Source organism: Halolamina pelagica, from assembly GCF_900115675.1.
Taxonomy (GTDB): Archaea; Halobacteriota; Halobacteria; order Halobacteriales; family Haloferacaceae; genus Halolamina; species Halolamina pelagica.
The window spans coordinates 37,732-59,078 of record NZ_FOXI01000011.1; the positions used below are offsets into that span (position 1 = coordinate 37,732).

At 67.2% G+C, this 21,347-nt stretch carries 19 protein-coding genes; 12 read left to right on the top strand and 7 right to left on the bottom strand.

The features are described from left to right. Window positions 1-403: 403 nt before the first annotated feature. On the bottom strand, window positions 404-1,552 hold the full coding sequence (locus tag BMZ83_RS12485) for a mandelate racemase/muconate lactonizing enzyme family protein (RefSeq protein WP_074879164.1): 1,149 nt from the start codon (window positions 1,550-1,552) through the stop codon (window positions 404-406). Continuing rightward, window positions 1,549-2,289 carry a creatininase family protein gene (locus BMZ83_RS12490; RefSeq protein WP_074879166.1) on the bottom strand — a complete coding sequence of 247 codons (741 nt, stop codon included), beginning with the start codon at window positions 2,287-2,289 and terminating at the stop codon, window positions 1,549-1,551. The genes BMZ83_RS12485 and BMZ83_RS12490 overlap by 4 nt, the downstream gene beginning before the upstream one ends. 116 nt (window positions 2,290-2,405) lie before the next feature. Between BMZ83_RS12490 and BMZ83_RS12495 the strand changes: the two genes are divergently transcribed. From BMZ83_RS12495 to BMZ83_RS12525, 8 genes are read left to right on the top strand one after another with little or no spacing between them, the layout of a single operon-like run. Beyond that, on the top strand, window positions 2,406-4,145 hold the full coding sequence (locus tag BMZ83_RS12495; protein WP_074879169.1) for an ABC transporter substrate-binding protein: 1,740 nt from the start codon (window positions 2,406-2,408) through the stop codon (window positions 4,143-4,145). 3 nt (window positions 4,146-4,148) lie between these two features. Next, window positions 4,149-5,123 carry an ABC transporter permease gene (locus BMZ83_RS12500; RefSeq protein ID WP_074879170.1) on the top strand — a complete coding sequence of 325 codons (975 nt, stop codon included), beginning with the start codon at window positions 4,149-4,151 and terminating at the stop codon, window positions 5,121-5,123. 15 nt (window positions 5,124-5,138) lie between these two features. Then, on the top strand, window positions 5,139-6,059 hold the full coding sequence (locus BMZ83_RS12505; RefSeq protein WP_074879172.1) for an ABC transporter permease: 921 nt from the start codon (window positions 5,139-5,141) through the stop codon (window positions 6,057-6,059). Beyond that, complete coding sequence (locus BMZ83_RS12510) at window positions 6,056-7,153, top strand: ABC transporter ATP-binding protein (RefSeq protein ID WP_079990183.1); 1,098 nt, start codon at window positions 6,056-6,058, stop codon at window positions 7,151-7,153. The genes BMZ83_RS12505 and BMZ83_RS12510 overlap by 4 nt, the downstream gene beginning before the upstream one ends. Continuing rightward, window positions 7,150-8,169 (top strand): oligopeptide/dipeptide ABC transporter ATP-binding protein, encoded by a 1,020-nt coding sequence (locus tag BMZ83_RS12515; protein ID WP_074879176.1) that lies wholly within the window; start codon window positions 7,150-7,152, stop codon window positions 8,167-8,169. The genes BMZ83_RS12510 and BMZ83_RS12515 overlap by 4 nt, the downstream gene beginning before the upstream one ends. 42 nt (window positions 8,170-8,211) lie before the next feature. After that, window positions 8,212-8,937, top strand: a complete 726-nt coding sequence (locus tag BMZ83_RS12520) for a helix-turn-helix domain-containing protein (protein WP_079990184.1) — start codon at window positions 8,212-8,214, stop codon at window positions 8,935-8,937. A 24-nt stretch (window positions 8,938-8,961) separates the two neighbouring features. Further along, window positions 8,962-9,087, top strand: a complete 126-nt coding sequence (locus BMZ83_RS17370; RefSeq protein ID WP_255458111.1) for a hypothetical protein — start codon at window positions 8,962-8,964, stop codon at window positions 9,085-9,087. A 40-nt stretch (window positions 9,088-9,127) separates the two neighbouring features. Then, entirely contained in the window at window positions 9,128-9,493 is a 366-nt protein-coding gene (locus tag BMZ83_RS12525) for a hypothetical protein (protein WP_074879180.1), read from the top strand. Window positions 9,494-9,523: 30 nt separating this feature from the next. Here BMZ83_RS12525 and BMZ83_RS12530 read toward each other — a convergent pair whose 3' ends face one another. Next, the gene (locus tag BMZ83_RS12530; RefSeq protein WP_074879182.1) at window positions 9,524-10,168 is read right to left on the bottom strand and encodes a helix-turn-helix domain-containing protein; all 645 of its coding nucleotides are present in this window, start codon (window positions 10,166-10,168) and stop codon (window positions 9,524-9,526) included. Between the two features lie 152 nt (window positions 10,169-10,320). On the opposite strand from BMZ83_RS12530, the gene BMZ83_RS12535 reads away from it, so the two are divergent. Further along, on the top strand, window positions 10,321-11,109 hold the full coding sequence (locus tag BMZ83_RS12535; RefSeq protein ID WP_074879184.1) for an ABC transporter ATP-binding protein: 789 nt from the start codon (window positions 10,321-10,323) through the stop codon (window positions 11,107-11,109). Beyond that, window positions 11,106-12,797, top strand: coding sequence for a hypothetical protein (locus tag BMZ83_RS12540; RefSeq protein ID WP_074879186.1), 1,692 nt, complete (start codon window positions 11,106-11,108; stop codon window positions 12,795-12,797). Before BMZ83_RS12535 ends, BMZ83_RS12540 begins: the two co-directional genes overlap by 4 nt. A 90-nt stretch (window positions 12,798-12,887) precedes the next feature. Here the strand turns inward: BMZ83_RS12540 and BMZ83_RS12545 are convergent, their stop codons facing one another. The 4 genes from BMZ83_RS12545 to BMZ83_RS12560 form a co-directional block, all read right to left on the bottom strand. After that, complete coding sequence (locus BMZ83_RS12545) at window positions 12,888-13,943, bottom strand: phosphotransacetylase family protein (protein WP_074879188.1); 1,056 nt, start codon at window positions 13,941-13,943, stop codon at window positions 12,888-12,890. Further along, the gene (acs, locus tag BMZ83_RS12550) at window positions 13,940-16,045 is read right to left on the bottom strand and encodes an acetate--CoA ligase alpha subunit (RefSeq protein ID WP_074879189.1); all 2,106 of its coding nucleotides are present in this window, start codon (window positions 16,043-16,045) and stop codon (window positions 13,940-13,942) included. The genes BMZ83_RS12545 and acs overlap by 4 nt, the downstream gene beginning before the upstream one ends. Window positions 16,046-16,119: 74 nt before the next feature. After that, complete coding sequence (locus tag BMZ83_RS12555; protein WP_074879191.1) at window positions 16,120-16,878, bottom strand: DUF3307 domain-containing protein; 759 nt, start codon at window positions 16,876-16,878, stop codon at window positions 16,120-16,122. Next, entirely contained in the window at window positions 16,875-17,540 is a 666-nt protein-coding gene (locus tag BMZ83_RS12560; RefSeq protein WP_074879193.1) for a SatD family protein, read from the bottom strand. The genes BMZ83_RS12555 and BMZ83_RS12560 overlap by 4 nt, the downstream gene beginning before the upstream one ends. Before the next feature lie 358 nt (window positions 17,541-17,898). On the opposite strand from BMZ83_RS12560, the gene BMZ83_RS12565 reads away from it, so the two are divergent. Together BMZ83_RS12565 and BMZ83_RS12570 are read left to right on the top strand one after the other, a co-directional pair. Then, a complete protein-coding gene (locus BMZ83_RS12565) occupies window positions 17,899-19,914 on the top strand; it encodes a copper-translocating P-type ATPase (RefSeq protein WP_074879236.1) in 2,016 nt (671 codons plus the stop codon). Window positions 19,915-20,089: 175 nt separating this feature from the next. Beyond that, window positions 20,090-20,953, top strand: coding sequence for a hypothetical protein (locus BMZ83_RS12570; RefSeq protein WP_074879195.1), 864 nt, complete (start codon window positions 20,090-20,092; stop codon window positions 20,951-20,953). Window positions 20,954-21,347: the final 394 nt, after the last annotated feature.

Sequence of the window (21,347 nt, forward strand, 5' to 3'; positions counted from 1 at the left end):
GGAAGAACTACAGAGCCGATTCAGTCGCCGGAGAAACTAGACGAGCGGCATGTATGCGGTGGATACATGCCCAAGCCAAGTGGGCGGTATGGCAGCCAGTAGAAACTCGTTCGAGAGTCAAATCAGCGTCGTACCCACCGTAACTGTCAATTGTCCGGAGGCCTCAACGTCGATTGTCAGCGGGTTCCCCGCTGACGCAGAGACCCGGCCCGCAGACCACCCTTGGAAAGTCGCTGCCGAGGGGTCAGACCAGGTTCACCGTCGCAGCGGCTTTCCGCTCCCCACTTACTCTCCGTGAAAAATCCCTCCTACGGTCACGAGGCGGCCGGTTGGAGCTTGTACCGGTCGACTCTCGGTCCCGACCAGTCGTGACTCGATCGGGTCCGAGAAGTCTCCTAACCATTCACAGCGTCACTTCGTACTCTCCGACCTTCTCCTCGTCCAGACTGACACCCAGACCCGGGCCGGTCGGGACGGGAGTCAGACCGTCGGAGATTTCGAGCGGTGACTCCAACACCGTGTCGGTGAACAGGGTCGGCCCCTTCACGTCGCTCGGGTAAACCGCATTCGGCACGCTCGCGGCGAAGTGTGCCCCCGCAGCGGTTCCCACACCGAGTTCCACCATGCTCCCGACCGCGACGGGGAGCTGTGCCGCCGCTGCCGTCGAAGCGATCTGGCGACTGGGAACCAGCCCGCCCGCCTTCATGATCTTGATGTTGAGGATGTCCGCGGCGTTCCGGCTGGCGACGGTGTAGGCATCCTGGGGGCTGAAGGAGCTCTCGTCGGCGAGTACCGGCGTCTCCAGTGCGTCGGTGACCGCCCGCATGCCGTCGATGTCGTCGCGACTCACCGGCTGTTCGACCAGGAGGAGGTCGAGGTCCTGTTCGAGGTTGCGGAACAGGGGGATCGCCTGATCGACCGTGTACCCCTGGTTGGCATCGACACGGAGCGTGGTGTCCGCGTCAAGCGCATCCGCGATCGCCCGCGTGCGCTCGGCCGCCGTCGCGGGGTCGTCGCCGACTTTCACCTTGATCGAGACGAACCCGTCCGCGTGGGCGTACGTCTCGGCCTCCGCGACAGCCTCCTCGGTCGGTTTGATGCCGACCGACTGGCCCACCCTGATCGCGTCACGGACACGACCGCCGAGGAGTCGACTGACGGGGACGCCGAGCTGTTTACCCAGGGCATCGTGACAGGCGATGTCGACGGCCGTCTTCGCGAACGGGTTGCCGTTGATTGCCTCGGCCATGGCCTGATGAACAGCCCTGAGGTTCCCCGCGTCGGTCCCGACGAGCGCCTCCTCGATCTGTTCGATCGCGTGGACGACGCTCCCCGCCGTCTCCGCGGAGAAGAACGGCTTCGGGGACGCTTCACCCAGTCCGACGATACCGCCCGTCGTTCGGAGGTGTACCAGGACGTGCGTCGGCCGCTCCTGCCCGCCGCCCGAGATGTTGAAGTCCGTCGTCATCGGGACCGCGACGGGCGTCGTCTCGACGGCCTCGATGGTTAGCGCGTCGTCGCCGCCCTGCTGAGCTTGTGTCGTCCCCGTCATCGGTCGAGCTCCTCCCTGATCGCCCCAGCGTAGTAGGCCGTACAATCGTCGATCAGCGTCCTGCCGGCTGCACGGGTCGCGACGGTCTGATCCCCAAGCACGCCGTTCTCCGTGATGGCTGCGAGCCCGTCACGGATCACGGTCTCGGAGTCGACCGTTCCAACGTATCCCGCCGCGAGCTCGTCCCGACGGACGAGATCGGGCGTCGTCTCCATGAGGAACGACGTCTCCGCGCCGCCAGCGTGCTTGCCCGCCCGCTCGGGTGACACGCCGTGTTTCTCGAGCGCCCCGAAGCGCACGTCGATGAACTCCTCGCGGGAGCCGGCCACGAAGACGGTGGCCTCGAGCTCATCGTCCAGTTCCGGGGCGATGGTCTCCAGCGCCGCCGCGTTCCCGCCGTGTGTCGTGACGAGGGCGATATCGTCGACGCCGTGGGCGTCGAGGCTCCGACAGTAGTCCCGGACCACCGACCGGAACGTGTCCTCGCCGAGCGAGATCGTCCCGGGGAAGGACATGTGGTGGTCGGACATGGCCGGCCTGATGGGCGGCGCCAGGAGACAGTCCAGCTCGTCGGCGAGTCGTTCGCCGAGTTCCCGTGCCCTGATCGCGTCGACGGCCAAGGGGAGTCCCGGGCCGTGCTGTTCGGTGCTACCCGCGACGACGAGCGCGAGCGTGGGGCCGTCGTCGAGGGCCGCCTCAACCTCTGGCCAAGTCATCTCCGGGAGGTATCCGGGCATGTTCCGAGTAGGTGGAACGACCCATTTAGCGGTTCAGTCGGAAATATCCGGGTGCAGCCCCACCCCGGAAATATCCGGTTCAAACCTTTTCGTCGGTGACTGTCGAGTGGCAACACATGGCACAACAGCCAGGCGAACCGCGACTCGACCGACGGACCTTGCTCGAAAAGACCGGAGCGACGACTGTCGCCGGCGCCATGGTCGCCCTCGCCGGGTGTGGGGGTGGCGGTGGGAACGGCGATGGCTCCCCGGAGGATGGCACCGACGAACGGGAGGGGACGCCGGCAGAGGACCTCGAACGGATTGATTCCCTCAACTTCGTCACCTGGACCCAGAGCCAGAAGCCCGGGTACTTCGAACAGACCCGGATGATGCAGTCGGAGTTCGAGGAGCTCGGGATCCCCTCCGAACTCATCCCCCAGCAGTTCCCGCAGCCGTACACGAACACGCTGTTCGAGACGAGGGAGTACGACATGCTGATGCTGGGGATGGAGGGGGCGGCGTACCGACTCGACCCGAGCTTCTACCTGAACACGGTGTTGCACTCCTCGAACGCCGAAACGGGCGGCTGGAACATCAGCGGGTTCGAGCACGACGAGCTCGACCAGCTCAGCGAGGAGCAGCAGCGCCTCATCGACCAGGAGGAGCGCCAGTCGGTCGTCTACGACATCCAGCGGATCCAGAAGGACCAACAGGCGTGGACGGTCTACCAGTCCCCGAACCTGGCGTCGGGCTTCAACTCGGACAACCTCGAACATCCCGGGGAGGAGAACACCGTCCCCGGTGAGGGGTTCTCGAGCCCGTTCACGCTCACCACGATCGAGACTACGGAGGGGGGTGAACTCGACTACGGGAAGGTGCTCACGAGCATCGACTCGTTCAACCCGCTACAGGCCGACAGCGCCGACGACATCCAGTTCATCGAGCCGTTCTACGACACGCTCACCAAGATCGGCCCCAGCGGCCGGGCGGAGAACTGGCTGGCCTCGGACGTGACCGTCGAGGACGACACGACGGTCGTGGTCACGCTGAAGGACGGCGTCACGTTCCACGACGGCGAGCCGGTCACCGCCGAGGACGTCGCCTTCTCCTACCGGTTCCAGCAGGAGAATAAGGCGCCGTACGTCGCGACCTACCTCGAACCGATGTCGGAGGTCACCGCGGGCGACGGCGAGGTGACGTTCTCGCTCTCGGAGCCGTACGCCCCCTGGAGCACGCTCACGATGGGGCAGGTGCCGATCCTGCCCCGACACGTCTGGGAGAACGTCACCGAGGAGAACGACATCTCCAACCCGGCGAACTACGAGAACAAGCCGCCGATCGGGAGCGGCCCCTTCGAGTTCAGCCGCCACCGGGACGGCTCGCTGCTCGAGATGACCGCCGTCGACGACCACCCGTTCGCCCCGAACATCGACACGTTCCGGTACCGGCTGTACGGGAACAAGAGCACCGCCCAGCAGGCGCTGCTCAACGGGGACATCGACGTGCTCGACCAGCTGCCGAGTACGCTCCGGGGCGGCGTGCGCGACCAGAGCGGCCTCACGCTGAACTTCCAGACCCAGCACGGGCTGCGTACGCTGCTCCACAACGAGCGCCGCGGGATGCCGTTCACCGATCCCGCGTTCCGACGGGCGCTCTCGTACCTGATCCCGCGCCAGCGCATCGTCAACCAGGTCTACGACGGGGAGGCGACCCGCGGGGGGAGCATCATCGCCCAGGGGAACGAGTTCTGGCACAACCCCGAGGTCAGCCCCAACACCTACGACCCGGAGCAGGCCCGGACGATCCTCGAGGAGGCCGGCTACGCGTGGGACGACGACGGCCGGCTCATGTACCCGACTGACGGGTCCAACTAACCAATGGGTGCGAAAGGGTACATCGCCCGGCGAGCAGCTCAATCCGTCGTCACGATCTTCGTCGTGGCGGTGCTGATGTTCGTGCTGTTCCGGCTGATGCCCGGCGACCCGACTGCCGTCGCGCTGAGCCCTGCGCTCGACGAGAGCGTCCAGCAGGAGATGGCTCGACAGTACGGCCTGAACCAGCCGCTCCACATCCAGTTCATCCGGTACATGGCCAGCGTGGTCACGCTGGACTTCGGCTACTCGTTCTTCCAGAACGAGCCCGTCCGGGACATCCTCATGCGCCGCATCGGGAACACGCTGCTCCTGATGGGGACCGGGCTCCTGCTGGCGTACGCCTTCGGCACGTCGATCGGCGCGCTCGCCGCCTGGAAGCGCGGGTCGTTCGACACGCGGGTGCTCGTCTCGGCCGTCCTGTTCCGGTCGACGCCGGTGTTCTGGCTCGCGCTCGTCCTCCTGTACGTCTTCGGGTTCCACCTCGAGTGGTTCCCGATCGGCCACATGGTGGACGCCGAGGCCACGTACAGCGGGTTCCTCGACAAGGTGTTCTCGGTCGACTTCCTGCACCACCTGGTCCTGCCGGTGCTCTCGACGGTGCCGTTCTACATGGCCTACCCCCTGTTGCTCATGCGGACCACGATGCTGCGCATCGAGGGGGAGGACTTCATCACGATGGCCCACGCGAAGGGGGTCCGCGACCGGGACGTGTTCGCGAAACACGCCGCCCGGAACTCCCTGTTGCCGATCGTGACCACGGCGCCGATCGTGGTCGGCCTGGCCGTGGCCGGGAACGTCCTCGTCGAGACGATCTACTCCTGGCCCGGCGTGGGCCGGACCCTCGTCCAAGCGGTTCTCCAGTCCGACTACCCGCTGGCACAGGCCGCGTTCCTCATGATCGCGGTCATCGTCATCGTCGGCAACTTCGTCGCCGACCTGCTGTACACCGTTATCGACCCCCGAATCACGTATGACTGATAGTTGGTACTCCTCATGAGCACGATACCGATCGACGGCGACACGCGAGCCGGATCACTGCTGGACAGCCTCAGCGAGCTGGCGATGCGCCCGTACCGCATCCTCCGGGGCAACCGGATGGGCGAGGTCGGGCTCGTCATCCTGCTGGGACTGCTGGTGCTGGCGATGATCGGGCCGGCGATCGCCCCCTACGACCCGGCGACGAAGGACATCAACGAGGACGGCACGCTGGCGTCCAACGAGGGGCCCTCAGCGGAACACCCCCTCGGCACCACCAGATACGGCCGTGACGTGCTGTCCCAACTGTTGGTCGGGACCCGTAGCGCCCTCCTGGTCGGCTTCCTCACCGCAACCATCGTCGTCGTGACGGGGACGACGGTGGGGCTGACGGCCGGCTACTACGGCGGTTGGGTCGACAGCATCCTGATGCGGATCACCGACATCGTCTACGGCATCCCGATACTCCCGTTCGCCATCATCGTCCTCACGATGCTCGAGCGGTCCATCTTCTGGATCATCTTCATGCTCGGGTTGATCTACTGGCGCAACTGTGCCCGGATCATCCGGAGCGAGGTGCTCTCGCTCAAGGAGAACGAGTTCGTCCAGAGTGCCGAGACGACCGGGGCCAGCGCCCCGCGCATCATCGTCAAACAGCTGTTGCCCAACGTGCTGCCCATCTCGTTCCTGTACTTCGCCTTCGCGACGGGGTGGTCCATCGTCACCGCCGCGAGCATCGCGTTCCTCGGGTTCGGCGACCCGACCCGGGTCTCCTGGGGGCGGATGATGTTCGCCGCCTGGAACACGAACTCCGTGCTCCAGCAGCCGCTCTGGGTGGCCATGCCCGGGCTGATGATCATCCTGACGGTGGCGTCGGTGTACTTCATCGGTCGAACGTACGAACAGGTCGCGAACCCGCGTCTGCAAGGTGATTCCTGATGTTGTTAGAGATCGAGGACCTCCGGACGACCTACACGGACAGCAGCACCGAGAGCACAGTCACGGCCGTCGACGGCGTCTCCTTCGAGATCGAGGAGGGGGAGTCGTTCGGCCTGGTCGGCGAGAGCGGCTGTGGGAAGTCGACGATCGCCAAGAGCGTCATGCGGATCCTCCCCGACAACGGGCGAATCACCGACGGGGCCGTCCGGCTCAACGGCGAGGACCTCACCGAACTGGACGCGGAGCCCATGCGCCAGCGCCGATGGACCGACATCGCACTCATCAGTCAGAGCGCGATGAACGCGCTCGATCCCGTCTACACCGTCGATACCCAGATCAAGGAGGCCATCGAGGCCCACGAGTCCTGGAGCGAGCAGCGGATGGACGACCGGGTGGTCGAACTGTTCGAACTCGTCGGGATCGACCCCGAGCGTCGCCACGACTACCCCCACCAGTTCAGCGGGGGGATGAAGCAGCGGGCGATGATCGCGATGGCGCTCGTGCTCGATCCGGACCTCATCATCGCCGACGAGCCGACGACCGCGCTCGACGTCATCAGCCAGGACACGATCCTCCACCACCTGGAGGAACTCCAGGCCGAGACGGGGGCGTCGATGCTGCTCATCACGCACGACATGAGCGTCGTCGCGGAGATGTGTGACCGTACCGCCGTGATGTACGCCGGGGAGCTGGCCGAACGCGGCCCCACGGAGACCATCTTCACGAACCCCTACCACCCGTACACGCTCGGGTTGAAGAACGCCTTCCCCAGCATCCACGGGGGGGCGGATTCGCTTATCTCCATCCCGGGGGCGCCGCCACCCCTGACCGATCCGGCGGACGCCTGCCGGTTCGCCGACCGGTGCCCGTTCGCGGCCCCGGAGTGTCGCTCGAGCGACCCGCCGATGAAGGAGGTCGCCGACGAGCACGAAGCCGCCTGCGCCCGGATCGACGACGTGGGGATCGAGACGATGCGGGAACAGGCCGCCAAGCGTGAAGTCTGGCACGGCGTCGACGACGCGCCAGACGGCGCGAGTGCCGGCGATGGGGCGGCCTCGGCCCCGACCGAGGTCTCCGGGGGTGATTCGGCGTGACGGTGCTGGAACTGGACGACGCCTCGAAGTTCTTCCGGACCCAGACCGGGTTGGGCGCCCTGCTGTCGCGCGACCAGGAGTACGTCAAGGCGGTCAACGACGTCAGCCTCCAGCTCGACGACGGCGAGATCGTCGGCCTGGTCGGCGAGAGCGGCTGCGGGAAGACCACCCTCGGGAAGGTAGTCATGCGGATCCACGAGCTGACTGACGGGGAGATCACGCTCCACGGCACGCCCATCGAGGAGTACGGGCGCAAGGAGTACTTCCAGGAGGTCCAGATGGTCTTCCAGGACCCGTTCAAGTCGCTGAACCCGCAGATGACCGTGCGCGAGCAGCTGGCCGAGCCGCTGAAGGTGCACGGGCACGACGACCGCGAGGAGCGGATCCGGGAGTCCCTGGAGTTCGCGAACCTGACGCCGCCCGACCAGTACCTGGATCGGTACCCCCACGAGATCTCCGGCGGCGAGAAGCAACGCGTCGCGATCGCCCGGGCGCTCGTCCTGGATCCCTCGGTCATCATCGCGGACGAGCCGGTCTCGATGCTCGACGTCTCCATCCGGGCCGGGGTGCTGAACCTCTTCCGCCAGCTCGCCGAGGAGCGGGACGTGACGATCCTCTACATCTCCCACGACCTGGCGACCGTCCGCCATATCTGTACCGAGATCGCGGTCATGTACCTCGGGAAAGTGATGGAGTACGGGCCGACGGAGCGGATCTGCTCGACGCCCAGTCACCCCTACACCGAGCGGCTGTTGAGTGCGACGCCCGTGGCGGATCCGACCCACGACCGGTCGAAGGTCGTCTACGACGAGGAAGTCCCGGACCCGGTCGATCTCCCCGACGGCTGCTTCTTCAAGCACCGGTGTGAGTTCGCGACCGAGGCCTGTGACGAGGAGGACATGCACCTCCGCCCGCCCGCGAAAGCGGAGGCCGACGACGAAGACTGGCTCATGGCGTGTCACCGGGCAGCCGACGGGGACCTCGACTGGGAAACGATCCCGTCACACAATCTCTAACGGGCGAAATACTCTTCACCCGGGGTGGGGGTAACACAACACATGGCAACTGATAACTCGACACAGGTGCCGGCCGTCGATGACGGGCAGATATTCCGAGCCTCCCTGGATATCGCCCATCACGGGTGCCCGAACTCGGACGTGACCGAGGTCTACCCCGCGGCCAGGATCGAGAGCGTCTCCGACGCCCACGTGGAGGAAGCACAGAAGAAGCAGCTGCTCCGACTGGAGACGGAGCGTGTCCCGGTCGAACAGTTCGTCTCGACTTACGAAGCCCACGAAATCGTTACCGACGTGGCGGTTTATCCCCACGTCGGGTCAGATCACGTGGCACACCTTTCGACGACGATCGATTACGCGCCGCTGACCAGTGTGAGCCAGATCCTCGCCGACCACGGCGCCTACCGCGGCCACGGTGCGACCGCGTCGAACGGGAGCGAGAAGTGGTGGGTGTTCTTCGAGTCTCACGAGACCCTCAGCGAGATCATCGAGGACCTCGAAGCCGAGGGGAGCGACGTTCGGATCAGACGGAAGGAGCGGGTTACGCTCCAGAGCGAGCAGTCGCCCCAGTCCCCGCTCACGGAGTTGAGCCCGCGCCAGCGCGAGACACTCTTGGTCGCCCAGGAACTGGGTTACTTCGGACCGAACGAGGGGGCCACGCTCGAGGACATCGCGGCGGAACTCGACCTCTCGACGTCCTCCGTCTGGGAGCACCTCTCGAAAGCGACCGAACAGGTGATCGGCCAAGTGACCGCCAACTACCAGTGAGACGGCTGCCGACAACTCGTGTGGATGGCTGCGGAACGCGCCGTCGCGGCGATCGGGCGCGACCTCTACGCGCAGTACGCCGTCGCCAACCGCTTCGCGGCCGCCGCACCCACGGTCGTTCAGCGTGTCGGCAGTGCGCTCCGTGAGTGAGTTCTGGGGACGATCGCTATCGACTATGCGGTGGGCGCCGATGTCTCGACAGTGCGCTTCGAACCGCAGCCGCGGGACCAACTACGACGAGATGGCCGATATCGCCGAGGATCTGGCCGGGGCGCTCGCGAGCCACGATCTCGGCGTCGAGACGCCGGACGGGGTCCTCACCCTCGGCATCGGTCCGCAGGAAGTCGACGCCTCGTTCGAGCCCGACGAGAACCACCGTGGGGAGCTGGAGATCACGTTCCGGCTGTCGGCGAAGGCGATGTACGTCGCCGACGGCGACGAGACGACGGTCGGCGCACGGGGCGGGAAAGGGTTCGTCCCGGTGTCGATGCTGACGAGTGACCGCGAACTGTATCGCTGTTACAACTGGATCGACGACCCGGAGGAGCCGGAGTAGCGCTAGCGGCTCCGCCGCCACCGGACGGCCTCACGAGAGGTGGTCGGCGATGGCGTTGACCAGTTTCTGTTCGGCCCGGCGGATGTGGTTCTCGACCGTCCGGCGATCGAGGTCGAACGATTCCGCGAGCTCCGCGGTCGTGACCTCGCGGGGAATCTCGTAGTACCCGCGCTCCCACGCCGCGAGCAGCACCTCGTGCTGCCGGGGCGAGAGGTCCGGGACGAGATGCTCGGCGCGCAACAGCGGCGATCCCGAGACGGGGACGTTGATCGTCCGCTTCGAGTCGACCGTCACGTCGAAGTCGTCGGTGAGGTCGCGGAACAGTTCGGTGAGTCGCTGACCATCGAGTGCGAGCACCCGAACCCGCTTGGTGCCGTGTTCGTACCGAAGCGGCGGGAGGAGGAGGCAACTGTGCCGCTGGACGTACGTCTCGATGTTCCCCTCCTCGTGTTGCTTCAGACAGTCCTGGGTGATGATGAGCTCTTCCTCGCCGTCGCGCACGCGGTCCTGGACCCCGACGCGGCGCTCCACGTAGTCGATGACGCCATCCGCGGGGCCGTGCACACGGAGGAGGTCGCAGTGCTCGTTGCACCAGAGCTCGATCGTGGCCTCGTTTCCGGCGGTCGCCACACCGTAGGCCGTATCGTCGGCGATCCGGATCGTCGTCTCGTGCATGCGTGGAAGTGCCCGTTTCCACACTTAAACGCTCCCCTCAGCACGCAAAAACCACAGCGCGTAAGGAGAGCGTTGGATGCGCGACCCGGCGACTGCCTCCCGGCGAGAAACAGGGAGGGGTTTGACGTACGCTGGCGAACAGGTTCCCAGCAATGCCCTCTCACGACGCGGCGACGCCGGCGATCGAGACGCGGGACCTCACGAAGCGCTACGGCGACGTGGTCGCCGTCGACGGCCTCGACCTCGCGATCGACAGCGGCGTCGTCTACGGCTTTCTCGGCCCGAACGGCTCGGGGAAGACGACGACGATGCGGATGCTCACGACGCTTACCCGACCCACCGCGGGCGAAGCCTTCGTCGCCGGAACGTCGATCACCGATCGCGAGGGTGTGATCGACCACCTGGGCTACCTCCCCGAGAGCCCGCCCGTCTTCGACGAGCTCTCCGCCCGGGAGAATCTCCACTACGTCGCCGCCCTGCACGACATCCCGCGTGACGTAGCGAGCGAACGGATCGCCTCCTACCTCGAGCGGTTCGACCTCGTCGACGCCGCCGATCGCCGTGTCGAAGGCTACTCGAAAGGGATGCGCCAGAAACTCGGGATGGTCCAGGCCGTGATCCACGAACCCGAGGTCATCTTCCTCGACGAACCGACCTCCGGGCTGGACCCCCGCGCCGCGCGGACGGTGAAGGACCTCGTCGCCGAACTCGCCGACCACGACGTGACGATCTTCCTCTCGACGCACATCCTCTCGGTCGTCGAAGAACTGGCCGACAAAGTGGGCGTGCTCCACGAGGGCGACCTCGTCGCGGAGGGGACGCCGGCCGAACTGAAGCGCCGCGCGGAACGCGACGAGTCGACGAGCCTGGAGAGCGCGTTCCTCAACCTCACCGAGGACCGCGACGACGAACCCGTCGACGCCGTGGAGGAACCGGCGTGAGCGACGCGGACTCCACCGGTGGGCTCGGGAGCGTCGTCGCCGGGACGCTCAGCCACGGTCGGACCATCGCGGCCGTCGACGTGCGCCGATCCCTCCGGAAGGCAGTGGACTCGAAGAGCCAGCTGATCGTGTTCGTCCTGTTCGTCGGGCTGTTCAGCCTCGGCACGGGCTACGGCTCGTATCTGTTCGGTCGCGAGGTCGGGCTCGGGGCCGAGTTGCCAGTCGACTGGTCCCTGATCGCGATCGCCCGCGGGGCCTTCGCGATCCTGGGGCTGTTCCTCACCGTCATCGTCGCCGTGCGGACGGTGGGAACCCGTGGAACGCTCGAGAACGACGTGGGGCTGCTCTCGGTCGTGCCGACGCGGGAGGCCGCCGTCGGCATGCTGCTCTCCGAGAGCGTCCTCGCCGGCAGCTACGCGGTGCCGCTGTTCGTCGCAGCCGGGGTCGGTTACGCGGCCGCGACAGGGGCCTGGGGGCTGGTACTGTCACTCCCGGTCGCGGCGGCGGTGGCCGTCGTCGCCGCTGTCGCAGTCGGCTACCCACTCGGCCTCGGCATCAGACACGTCGCCACCCGGATCGGGATCGTCGCGCGCCACCGGACGGTCCTGATCCTGCTCGCGTTCGTCGCCTATATGGCCCTGGTCACGACCGGCGCGCTCGGGGAGTTCGTCCTCCGGGTGTTCGAGCCGATGCAGCAGGCCCCCACCGGCTGGGTCGCCGACATCGCGCTGGCCGGGACGGCAGCCGTCGCGATCGACCCCGTTCGTGCGGGTGGTGCGATCCCCCTCGCAGCAGGTCTCGGCGTCGCTAGCGCCGTCGTCACGACCCGGATCGCTGACGCGCACTGGTTCGCCGACTCCGTCGTAACCGGGTCGAAAGACGACGAGTCGACGAGTGGCGACCGGTTCCGCGCGGTCGAGGACGCCATCGCCGGTGTCGTCGGTCGCCCAACCGCGGCCGTGACGGTGCTGGCGTGGAAGCGGGCAATCCGGGCGCCGCTGAAGCTGCTGTACGTCGCCTACCCGCTGCTGTTCGTCGTCGGCTTCCTCACCGAGACCATCCAGACGGGCGAGGTGCCAGCGATCGGCGCTGGGTTCGCGCTCGTCTTCGTCGCGTGGGGCGGCGCCGTCGTGTTCACGCTCAACCCCCTCGGTGACCAGGGGGCCGCGTTACCGGCAACGGTCCTCTCCCGCATCGGCGGCCGCGAGTTCGTCGGCGCTCACCTGCTCGCGGGCGCGATCGTCGCCGTCCCGCTCGGGACGGTCATCACTGCCGTCGTCGCCGTCCTCTCGCCGCTCGGCCCCGGGTTAGTCACGGCTGTCGTCCTCGCGACGCCGGTGAGTATTCTCGTCGGCAGCGCGTTCGCTGTCGGGGTCGGCATGGCGTTCCCGCGCTACGAGGCGGTAAACATCACCCGGTCGACCAAAGCGATCGTGCCGAGCCTGCTCGCGTTCGCCGTCTTCACCGCCTACATCGTCGCGGTCGTCGCCACGGGCGCGATCGTCTCCGAACCGGTCGTCGAGACGGTCGCTGCCGGGATACTGACGTGGGTACTGCCGTTCGGTATCTCGATCGACGGCGCCGGTCTGGGCTTCGCCGCCCGCGTCGCGTTGGTGCCGTTGGGGATCGCCCCGTTCGCGTCGGCGGCCTACGCCGTTCGGCGCTTCGAACGGGTGACCGTCGACTGAGGTCGCGCTCCTCGCACTCGAGACAGCGGAAAAACGATCTCCGCCGTTCGCAACCCAGCCCCGCACCCCCGGGTAGTGGAACGTGACCCCTCAGTCCAGCAGTGCGTCGACGTCGGCGTGCTGGTGGAGCAGCTCCTGCATCATCTCGACGGTCGCTTCGTCGCGCACCCGGCCCCCGTGGATCAGTGACTCGATCCGCTCGATCGTCGTGATCGTGTCCGACTGAACAGTCAACACCGGCATGCCCTGCTCCTCGGCCTCGCCGAGGATCGCCCCGGACGGTCGGTGCCCGCCCGTGAGCACGAGACAGTTGACGCCGGGGGCGTCGAGTGCCGCCGCCTGCACGTCCGCCCGGTCCCCGCCCGTGATGACGGCCGCGTCCTTCGTCCGCCGGAAGTGACTGAGCGCGCTCTCCCCGCTCATCGCCCCGACGAGGACGCGCTCGATCAGGGCGTCGGTCGCGGCGCCGGTCAGCGAGTCCGCGCCGAGTTCCGTCGTGAGGTCCGCGACCGTGACGCCGGCCATGGAGCGCTCCCACGGCAGCACGCCCAGGACGGGCACGTCGCGGGACTCGAGGAACGGCACCACGTCGGTCTCGACCTCGTCGTAGGCGGCACTGGAGACCGCGTTGAACACGACGCCGAGACAGCGCTCGCCCAGGTTCTCGGCGGCCGCGAGGAGCTGGTCGACGTCGCCGGGTTCCTGGTACCGGGCGACGAGCACCGCCTGGCTGTCCAGCACCTCCGCGATGTCGGCGTCCGTGAGGTCGACGACGGCGCCCGTCGCGGGGTCGCCGGCGCCCTCGAGGATCATCGTGTCCTTCCCCTCGGCGAGGCCGTCGAACGCGTCACGCACGCGCTTGCGGAGCGCTGTGGTGTCCTCCTGGCCGCGGATGGCGCCCGAGATGAACGTCGGGGAGTAGACGACCGGTTCCATCTCGTGCATCGCGGCGTCCAGGTCGAGCAGGTCCCGCGCGAGCATCGGGTCGGCGTCGAGGGTCTTGCCGACGTTGCTCTGCAGGCGCGTGCCCTTCGGTTTCATGTAGCCCACCGTCGCGCCGCGATCGGCGGCGAGGCGCGCGAGCGCGAGCGTGACGGCGGTCTTGCCGGTGCCTTCGTCTGTCGAGGTTACGAGTAGCGAGTTCATAGCTGGTCTGGATCGATGGTCAGTCGCACGTCGAGGGCTTGCACGCCGTCGGCGGTGGCGAGCAGGGGGTTCACGTCCAGTTCGAGGATGGCGTCGAAGTCGGTCACGAGCTGGCTCAGCCGCTGGATGGCTTCCTCGACGGCCGCCTCGTCAGCCGACGGGCGGCCGCGTGCCCCTCGGAGGAGGGGCGCCGAATCGAGTTCGTCCACCATCTCGCCCGCCTCGCGGCCGGAGACGGGGGCGATGCGCACGCTCGTGTCCTCGAGCACCTCGACGAAGATGCCGCCGAGGCCGAACAGGAGCAGCGGGCCGAACTGCGGGTCCCGGTTCATCCCGAGGATTGTCTCCGTTCCCGCCTCGGTGTCGACCATTTCCTGCACCTGCACGCCGAGGATGCTCGCGTCGGGCTGGTAGTTCCGGGCCCGGGTCATCAGCGTCTCGTAGGTGTCGGCGACGTCCTCCTGGGCGACGCCGACGGCGACGCCGCCGATGTCGGACTTGTGGAGGATGTCCGGGCTGACGATCTTCATCACCACGTCGCCGTCGATGTCCGCGGCCGCCGATTCGGCGGCATCGGGGTCCTCGACCAGTGCCGAGTCGGGGGTCGGCAGGCCGTACGCGTCGAGGAGGCCCATCGCCTCCACGCCGAGCCGCCTCGCGCCGCGATCGGCGGCGTCGGTGAGGATCGCGCGGGCCCGCTCCCGGTCGACATCGAACTCCGCGGGGGCCTCGTAGCTCCGCGCTTCGACGTCCTGCTGGACCGCGAGCGCGTCCAGACTGCTGACGGCCCGGGCCGGGTCGAAGTAGTTCGGGATGCCCGCCTCGCCGAGGACGTCCGCCGCGGCCTCGGCTCGCTCGCCGCCCATCAGGCACGCGACAACGGGTTTCCCGTGTTCGGCCTGTCGGTCGGCGATGACCGCGGCGAGCTCCTCGTAGTCGACGATCGCCGTGGGCGCGGAGATGACGATCGCACAGCCCACGTCGTCGTCGGCGAGCACGGTGTCGAGCGCCGTTTCGAAGCGCTCGATGTCGGCGTCGCCGATCACGTCGACCGGGTTGTAGATGTTCGCCTCCTCGGGCATCGTCTCCTCGAGCGCCGAGAGCGTGTCGTCGGTGAACGACGCCATCGAGAGCTGCGAGTCGCCGACGGCGTCGGTCGCCATCACGCCCGGGCCGCCCGCGTTCGTGACGATCCCCACCTCGTCGCTGTCCGGCATCGGGAGGCCGTCGAGTGCGCGGGCGTAGTCGAACAGCTCCTGGACGTTCTCCGCGCGGACGACGCCCGCCTGCTCGAACGCCGCCTCGTAGGCCGCCTCGCTCCCCGCGATCGTCCCCGTGTGCGAGGACGCGGCGTCGGCGCCGGCCTCGGTCCGCCCGGACTTGACGACGACGACGGGCGTCTCCTGGGTCACCTCCCGAGCCGTGTCGATGAACGTGCGGCCGTCCGCGACGCCCTCGAGGTAGCCAAGCACCACGTTCGTCGCCGGATCGTCCTGCCAGTGGGTGAGGAAGTCCGACTCGTCCAGGACGGCCTTGTTCCCGAGCGAGACCACGTCCTTGAACCCGATCCCCTGGTCGTTCGCCCAGTCCAGGACGGCCGTGATGAACGCGCCGGATTGGCTCATGAACGACAGCGACCCGGGGAGCGCGTTCGACGGGCCGAACGTGGCGTTGAGCCCCTCCGGCGTCGAGAGTACCCCGAGACTGTTCGGGCCGACCAGGTTGAGGTCGTACTCCGCGGCGACAGCCCGGAGTTCCTGTTCGCGCTGTGCGCCCTCCGACCCGGTCTCGCTGAACCCGGCCGTGATCACCACGACGTTCTTCACGCCCGCCTCGCCGGCCTCCCGGACGGCGTCGACGGCGATCGGCGGCGGCACGACGACCACCGCGAGATCGACGGGATCCGGAACCGAGGCGACGTCCGGGTAGCACGGCTGCCCGAACACGGTGTCGCGACTCGGGTTCACCGGGACCACGTCGCCCGTGAAGTCGGCGAGGTTCTGGATGATGGCGGCCCCGATCGAGCCCTCACGCTCCGTCGCGCCGATCACGGCGACGCGCTCGGGCGCGAACAGGCCACCTGTGTCTGCCTCCTCGTTCACGTCGATGGCGTCGCGCCGCCGGCGCTTAAAACCGACTCCGGGCTCTCACTGGCTGGGAGTCGCCGCAGGCCCCGTCAGACCAGCACCGACACGGTGCTGGCCAACGCGATGGCGACGAGCACGCTGGAGAGCGTGCCGACGAGGAAGTACTCCGCGAACGCCTGTTGCTTGAGCTCCTCGAACCGCGCGATCGACTTCGCCGCCACGACGAGTCCGACCGACCCCCACAGGCCAGCCACGCCGAGGAAGAGGATGACCCAACGCTCCAAGCTCCCGATGAGCGATCCAGCTTCGAGTTCGTCCTCCGAGTTGGGCGCGGGGTCCGGATCCGGGAGCACGCCCCGGACGATGGCGTTCCCGCCGTCGTGGGCGAACACGAACGCCGCGAGGTACACCGCCCCGGTGGTCACCTGGGCCCAGGGGAGTGCGGCCAGCCCACCGACGCCGGCCAGCACCGGCGTGAGCGTCCACGCCGCTGGCTCGACCAGGGTCCACGCACCGAGAATGACGAGCAGATGGGCCAGTTGATCGGCGAGGAACAGCTGGGCCGAACTCCCTCTCCGCTGTCGGATGCGGGCCGAGACGGCGTCGATGGGGAAGTGCACGACGCCGATCGCGACCACAGTGAGCGCTGACTCGGCGGTCAACAGGGGGAGGAAGGCGACCACGTGGGCGACGAAGACGATGCCAACGTGGGTGAGCAGCGGCCGGATTCGGTGCTTGGCCGCCGCGAGTTCGTCCGTCTGGAACGCGAAGTCGCCGAGGACGTGCCCGAGCAGGAGCAGCGAGAGGGCAGTTCCAGCGGGGCCGAGCCCGGTCAGCCACCCGCTCATCGTGACTCACCTCCGGGTCGGGTTGCCTCTAACAGCTCGCCCAGCGAGGCCTCGGCGGTGCGGACCTCGTGAACGTGCCCGGCGCTGAGTGACTCGCTGACGGTCGACTTCGCGACGTCGTACCGCTTGGCGACGCCCTTCTGGGTCCCCTCCTCGGCGAGGGCCCGGGCGAACTGGGCCTGCCGGTCCGTCCAGTCCTCACGGAGGCACTGGACCACGTCGAACATCGCGTTGGCGTGACTGTCGCGGGCGCTCGACCAGCCGCCGACGCGGACCCACGCCTCCTCCGCCTCGGCGTCGTTGATCGCCGCGCGGGCTCGGTGGAAGCACGGGCCGTCCATCCCGATCGCCTGCTCCGGGTTGAGCTGCGTGTCCAGTTCGCCCAGCCCGATCCCGAACCGGAGCTTGGCCGGGTGGAACCGGTCGCTGACCGAGACCACCGCGTCGACGGCGACGGCCGCGTCCGTCAGGAGGACTTGGAACTCGTCGCCCGTCGTGACCGTAAAGCGTGAGGCGATCGCCCGCTCCGGGAGGTCGTGGTTGAGGTCGTTCACGACCTGTTTGAACTCCTGCTGTGCCTCGCTCCGGTCGGTCAACTCCCGGGAGCCGCGGATGTCGCCGATGACGGCCACGTACTCGGTGTCGTCGGGGTTCTCGGTCATGTGTTCGCCCCGGGTGCCGAACTGGGGTTGAGTTCGGTGTTTTCGGCGAACCAGCATCAAGATTGTGGCCGCGAGCGAGTTCGGCTACGAGGGCGAACATGGTCCGAGTTCGTCGGAGATGACGAACTACTCACAGCCACGACGTGAGACGCAGTGTCGCCTGGGAGTTGCCGAGCGGCAGTTGCCTCCCCCTTGAAGCACTCCCGGTGTCAATTGCTTGCTAATGGCTGATGATTCCCACGGAAAGGCCGACGGGGCTGACCACAAACATCACGGCGAGGCCGCGGGGAGTGACGACGGCGACGACGAGGGAGACAACGGACACGGCAGTCACGACGGTCACGATGACCACGGCGGCATGCACGAAGGCCACGAGCAGATGTTTCGGCGGCGCTTTTTCGTCTCGGCGGTCCTGTCCATCCCCGTCCTCCTGTACAGCGAAACGCTGCAGGAATGGTTCGGCTTCTCCGTCCCCGCGTTCCCGGGGAGCGAATGGATCAACCCGGTGTTCGCCGTCGTCGTCTTCGCGTACGGTGGGGTCCCGTTCCTCCGGATGGCGGTGCCGGAACTGAAAGACCGGGCACCGGGGATGATGACGCTGATCTCGATGGCCATCTCGGTCGCGTTCGTCTACAGCCTCGCGACCGTGGTCTTCCCCGAACAGTCGGCGTTCTTCTGGGAGCTCGTGACGCTGATCGACATCATGCTGCTCGGCCACTGGGTCGAGATGCGGTCCGTGCGCCGTGCCTCGAGCGCCGTCGACGAGTTGGCGAAGCTGATGCCCGACACCGCCGAGCGGATCACTGACGATGGAGAGACCGAGGAGGTTCCTGTCAGTGAACTCGCCGAGGGCGACCTCGTGCTCGTCCGGCCGGGCGCGAGTGTCCCTGCTGACGGGATCGTCGAGGAGGGTGATTCGGCCGTCGAAGAGTCGATGATCACGGGGGAGTCGAAACCGGTCTCGAAGGAGCCCGGCGACGAGGTCATCGGTGGGACGATCAACGGCGACGGCAGTCTTCGCGTCCGCGTCGGTGCGACGGGCGAGGAGACGACGCTGGCGGGCATCATGCGGCTCGTCGAGGAAGCCCAGCAGAGCAAGTCCCAAACGCAGGTGCTGGCCGACAGAGCGGCTGGCTGGCTGTTCTACGTGGCCGTCGGGGCGGCAGTCGTGACAGCTATCGCGTGGACGCTCGTGGTCTCGTTCAACGCGACGGTCATCGAGCGCGTCGTCACGGTGCTCGTCATCGCCTGCCCGCACGCGCTCGGGCTCGCGATCCCGCTCGTGGTCGCGATCAACACGTCACTCGCGGCGCAGAACGGGATGCTCGTTCGCGACCGGATCGCGATGGAGGAGGCACGGAACCTGGACGCCATCATCTTCGACAAGACGGGGACGCTCACCGAGGGCGAACACGGCGTCGTCGACATGGCGACCGTCGACGGCGTCGACGCCGAGGACGCACTCGCGCTCGCGGCAGCCGTCGAGAGCGACTCCGAGCACATGATCGCGCGAGCCATCCGCGAGGCCGCCGACGAGCGGGGCCTCACCCCGCCTGACGCGTCCGGGTTCGAGGCGATCAAAGGCCGGGGCGTCCGCGCGACCGTCGAGGGGGACGAGGTGTACGTCGGCGGGCCGAACCTGTTGACCCAACTCGATAGTGCGGTCCCCGACCACCTCCAGCGGTTCGCCGACGAAGCCGGGCAGAACGCACAGACGGTGGTGTATCTCGTTCGTGAGGGGGAGTTGGTTGCTGCGTTCGCGATGGCCGACGTGATCCGCGAGGAGAGCTTCCGCGTCGTCGACGCCCTCCACGATCTGGGTATCGAGGTCGCGATGCTGACCGGTGACTCCCAGGACGTCGCCACCGCCGTCGCCGACGAACTGGGCATCGACACGGTGTTCGCGGAGGTGCTCCCCGAGGACAAGGACGAGAAAGTGCAGGAACTCCAGGATCAGGGGAAGCTCGTGGGGATGGTCGGCGACGGCGTCAACGACGCGCCGGCGTTAACGCGGGCCGATGTCGGTATCGCGATCGGGAGTGGGACTGACGTCGCGGTCCAGTCGGCCGACGTGATCCTCGTCCAGAACAACCCGCTGGACGTGGTTCGACTCGTCAAACTGAGCACGGCGAGCTACCGGAAGATGCAGGAGAACATCGTCTGGGCGGCCGGCTACAACGTGTTCGCCCTCCCGCTTGCAGCGGGCGTGTTGGCCCCGATCGGGGTTCTGCTGTCACCGGCTGTGGGGGCGCTGCTGATGTCGATGAGTACGGTGATCGTCGCGATCAACGCGCAACTGCTTCGCCGGGTGGATCTTTCAGTCCTCGAGACCGCAGCGGGCGCATCATCGACGGCGGCCCACGCTGTGGACTGATCGACAGCTGGTGGCCGTTTCGGCTGTCGTCGATTCACAACGGACCGGCCAAGTGGACGCTTGCGACCCCGATTGCGTTGACTACCGAGACGATCCTGGCGATAGTCCACCGTCGGGAGGCCAAGCGATCCCAAGGGGGACAAGATAGATGCCGGAGCGCGACACCAGATCCGGTATGCCCTCCAGCCGACGTGTCGCACGCAGTCTGTTGGTCGGCCTCCTCCACGCGGCCGTACTCGTGGCTGTCGCCCTCGATCTCGGCTACGCAGTCGGTCCGGCGGAGTACACCGCGGTTGGCTTGCTGTGGCGCTATGGTGGACTCGTGGTCGTCGCCGCCCTGCCGGTATGGCTCGCGCTTCGCTTCCGGCTCGTCGTTCCGCTGCTGGCACTCGTAGTCACGACCGGCTACGTCCTCGGAATGGAGCTCACGCCACCCGGGCCGACGTTCCGCGACGTCGCCGAACTCGAACGCCTCGACGAACCGACCGGCATCATGGTCGTCGAGAACGGGCTGTACATCGTGCGCTACATGGTGAACGCCTCGGTCTGGCTCGTCGGGTTCCTGTTCGCCGGGCTGGTCGAAGCCGTCAGTCGGACCGACTGGCGACGGCTGCCCGCCGCCCTTGCCTTGCCGGACTGGCTCTCCCCACCCGTCTCTCGACGGCAGGCCGCGGGTGTCGCCGCCGTGGGTGGGCTACTCCACCTCGTCGTGATGGTGTGGTTCGCTCGGCGACTCGGTGTGACTATGACGGGTGGCTACGAGTGGGTGCTCTATACAGTCAGTACGCTCGGGATGTGGCTTCTCGCGGCGGTGCCACTCTACCTGCTCGTCCGGTACCGATTAGTCGTGCCCGCGACGCTGCTCACCGGCTTCATCTTCCTCGACGTTCGATCGGAGTTTGCTGCGAGCGTCGATGGCGCCCACGCACTCTACTTCGGTGCGTGGTTCCTCTTTCTCGCGATCGTCCTTGTCGGGGGTGTGGTGGAGTATGGACTGCGTCGGCTCGATCTCGTGGGTCGCATTACGGAGCGTCGGTGACTCGTCGCGCGGTTTGTAGACTCTTGGACGCCTCTTGATTTCTGCAGACTCACCGACTCTGGGTCATCTGGACTGCCTGACGGGACGAAACGCGCCAGTTCGGAGTTTCGGACGCTGTCCAGAAGTGATCGATTTCGGTGTGGGGCCAGCTAGGAACCGTTTGTCGCGTTCCAGCCGGTAAGCGGTCGGACCCGATAGCGGTGCTGAACCGCCGGCTCAGGCACCGCTTGAACCGACCCCAATCTCGCCATGAGTTCTCACAAGCGACCCAATACTACCCATAGGCATTCACACATGATCCACTAACGATGCTACGTCGACGGCGGTGGTCTGGCGGATGAACCGGCACCGGCGACTCCTCGCGTTCACGCTGGCTGTGTGTGTCGTGACCGCA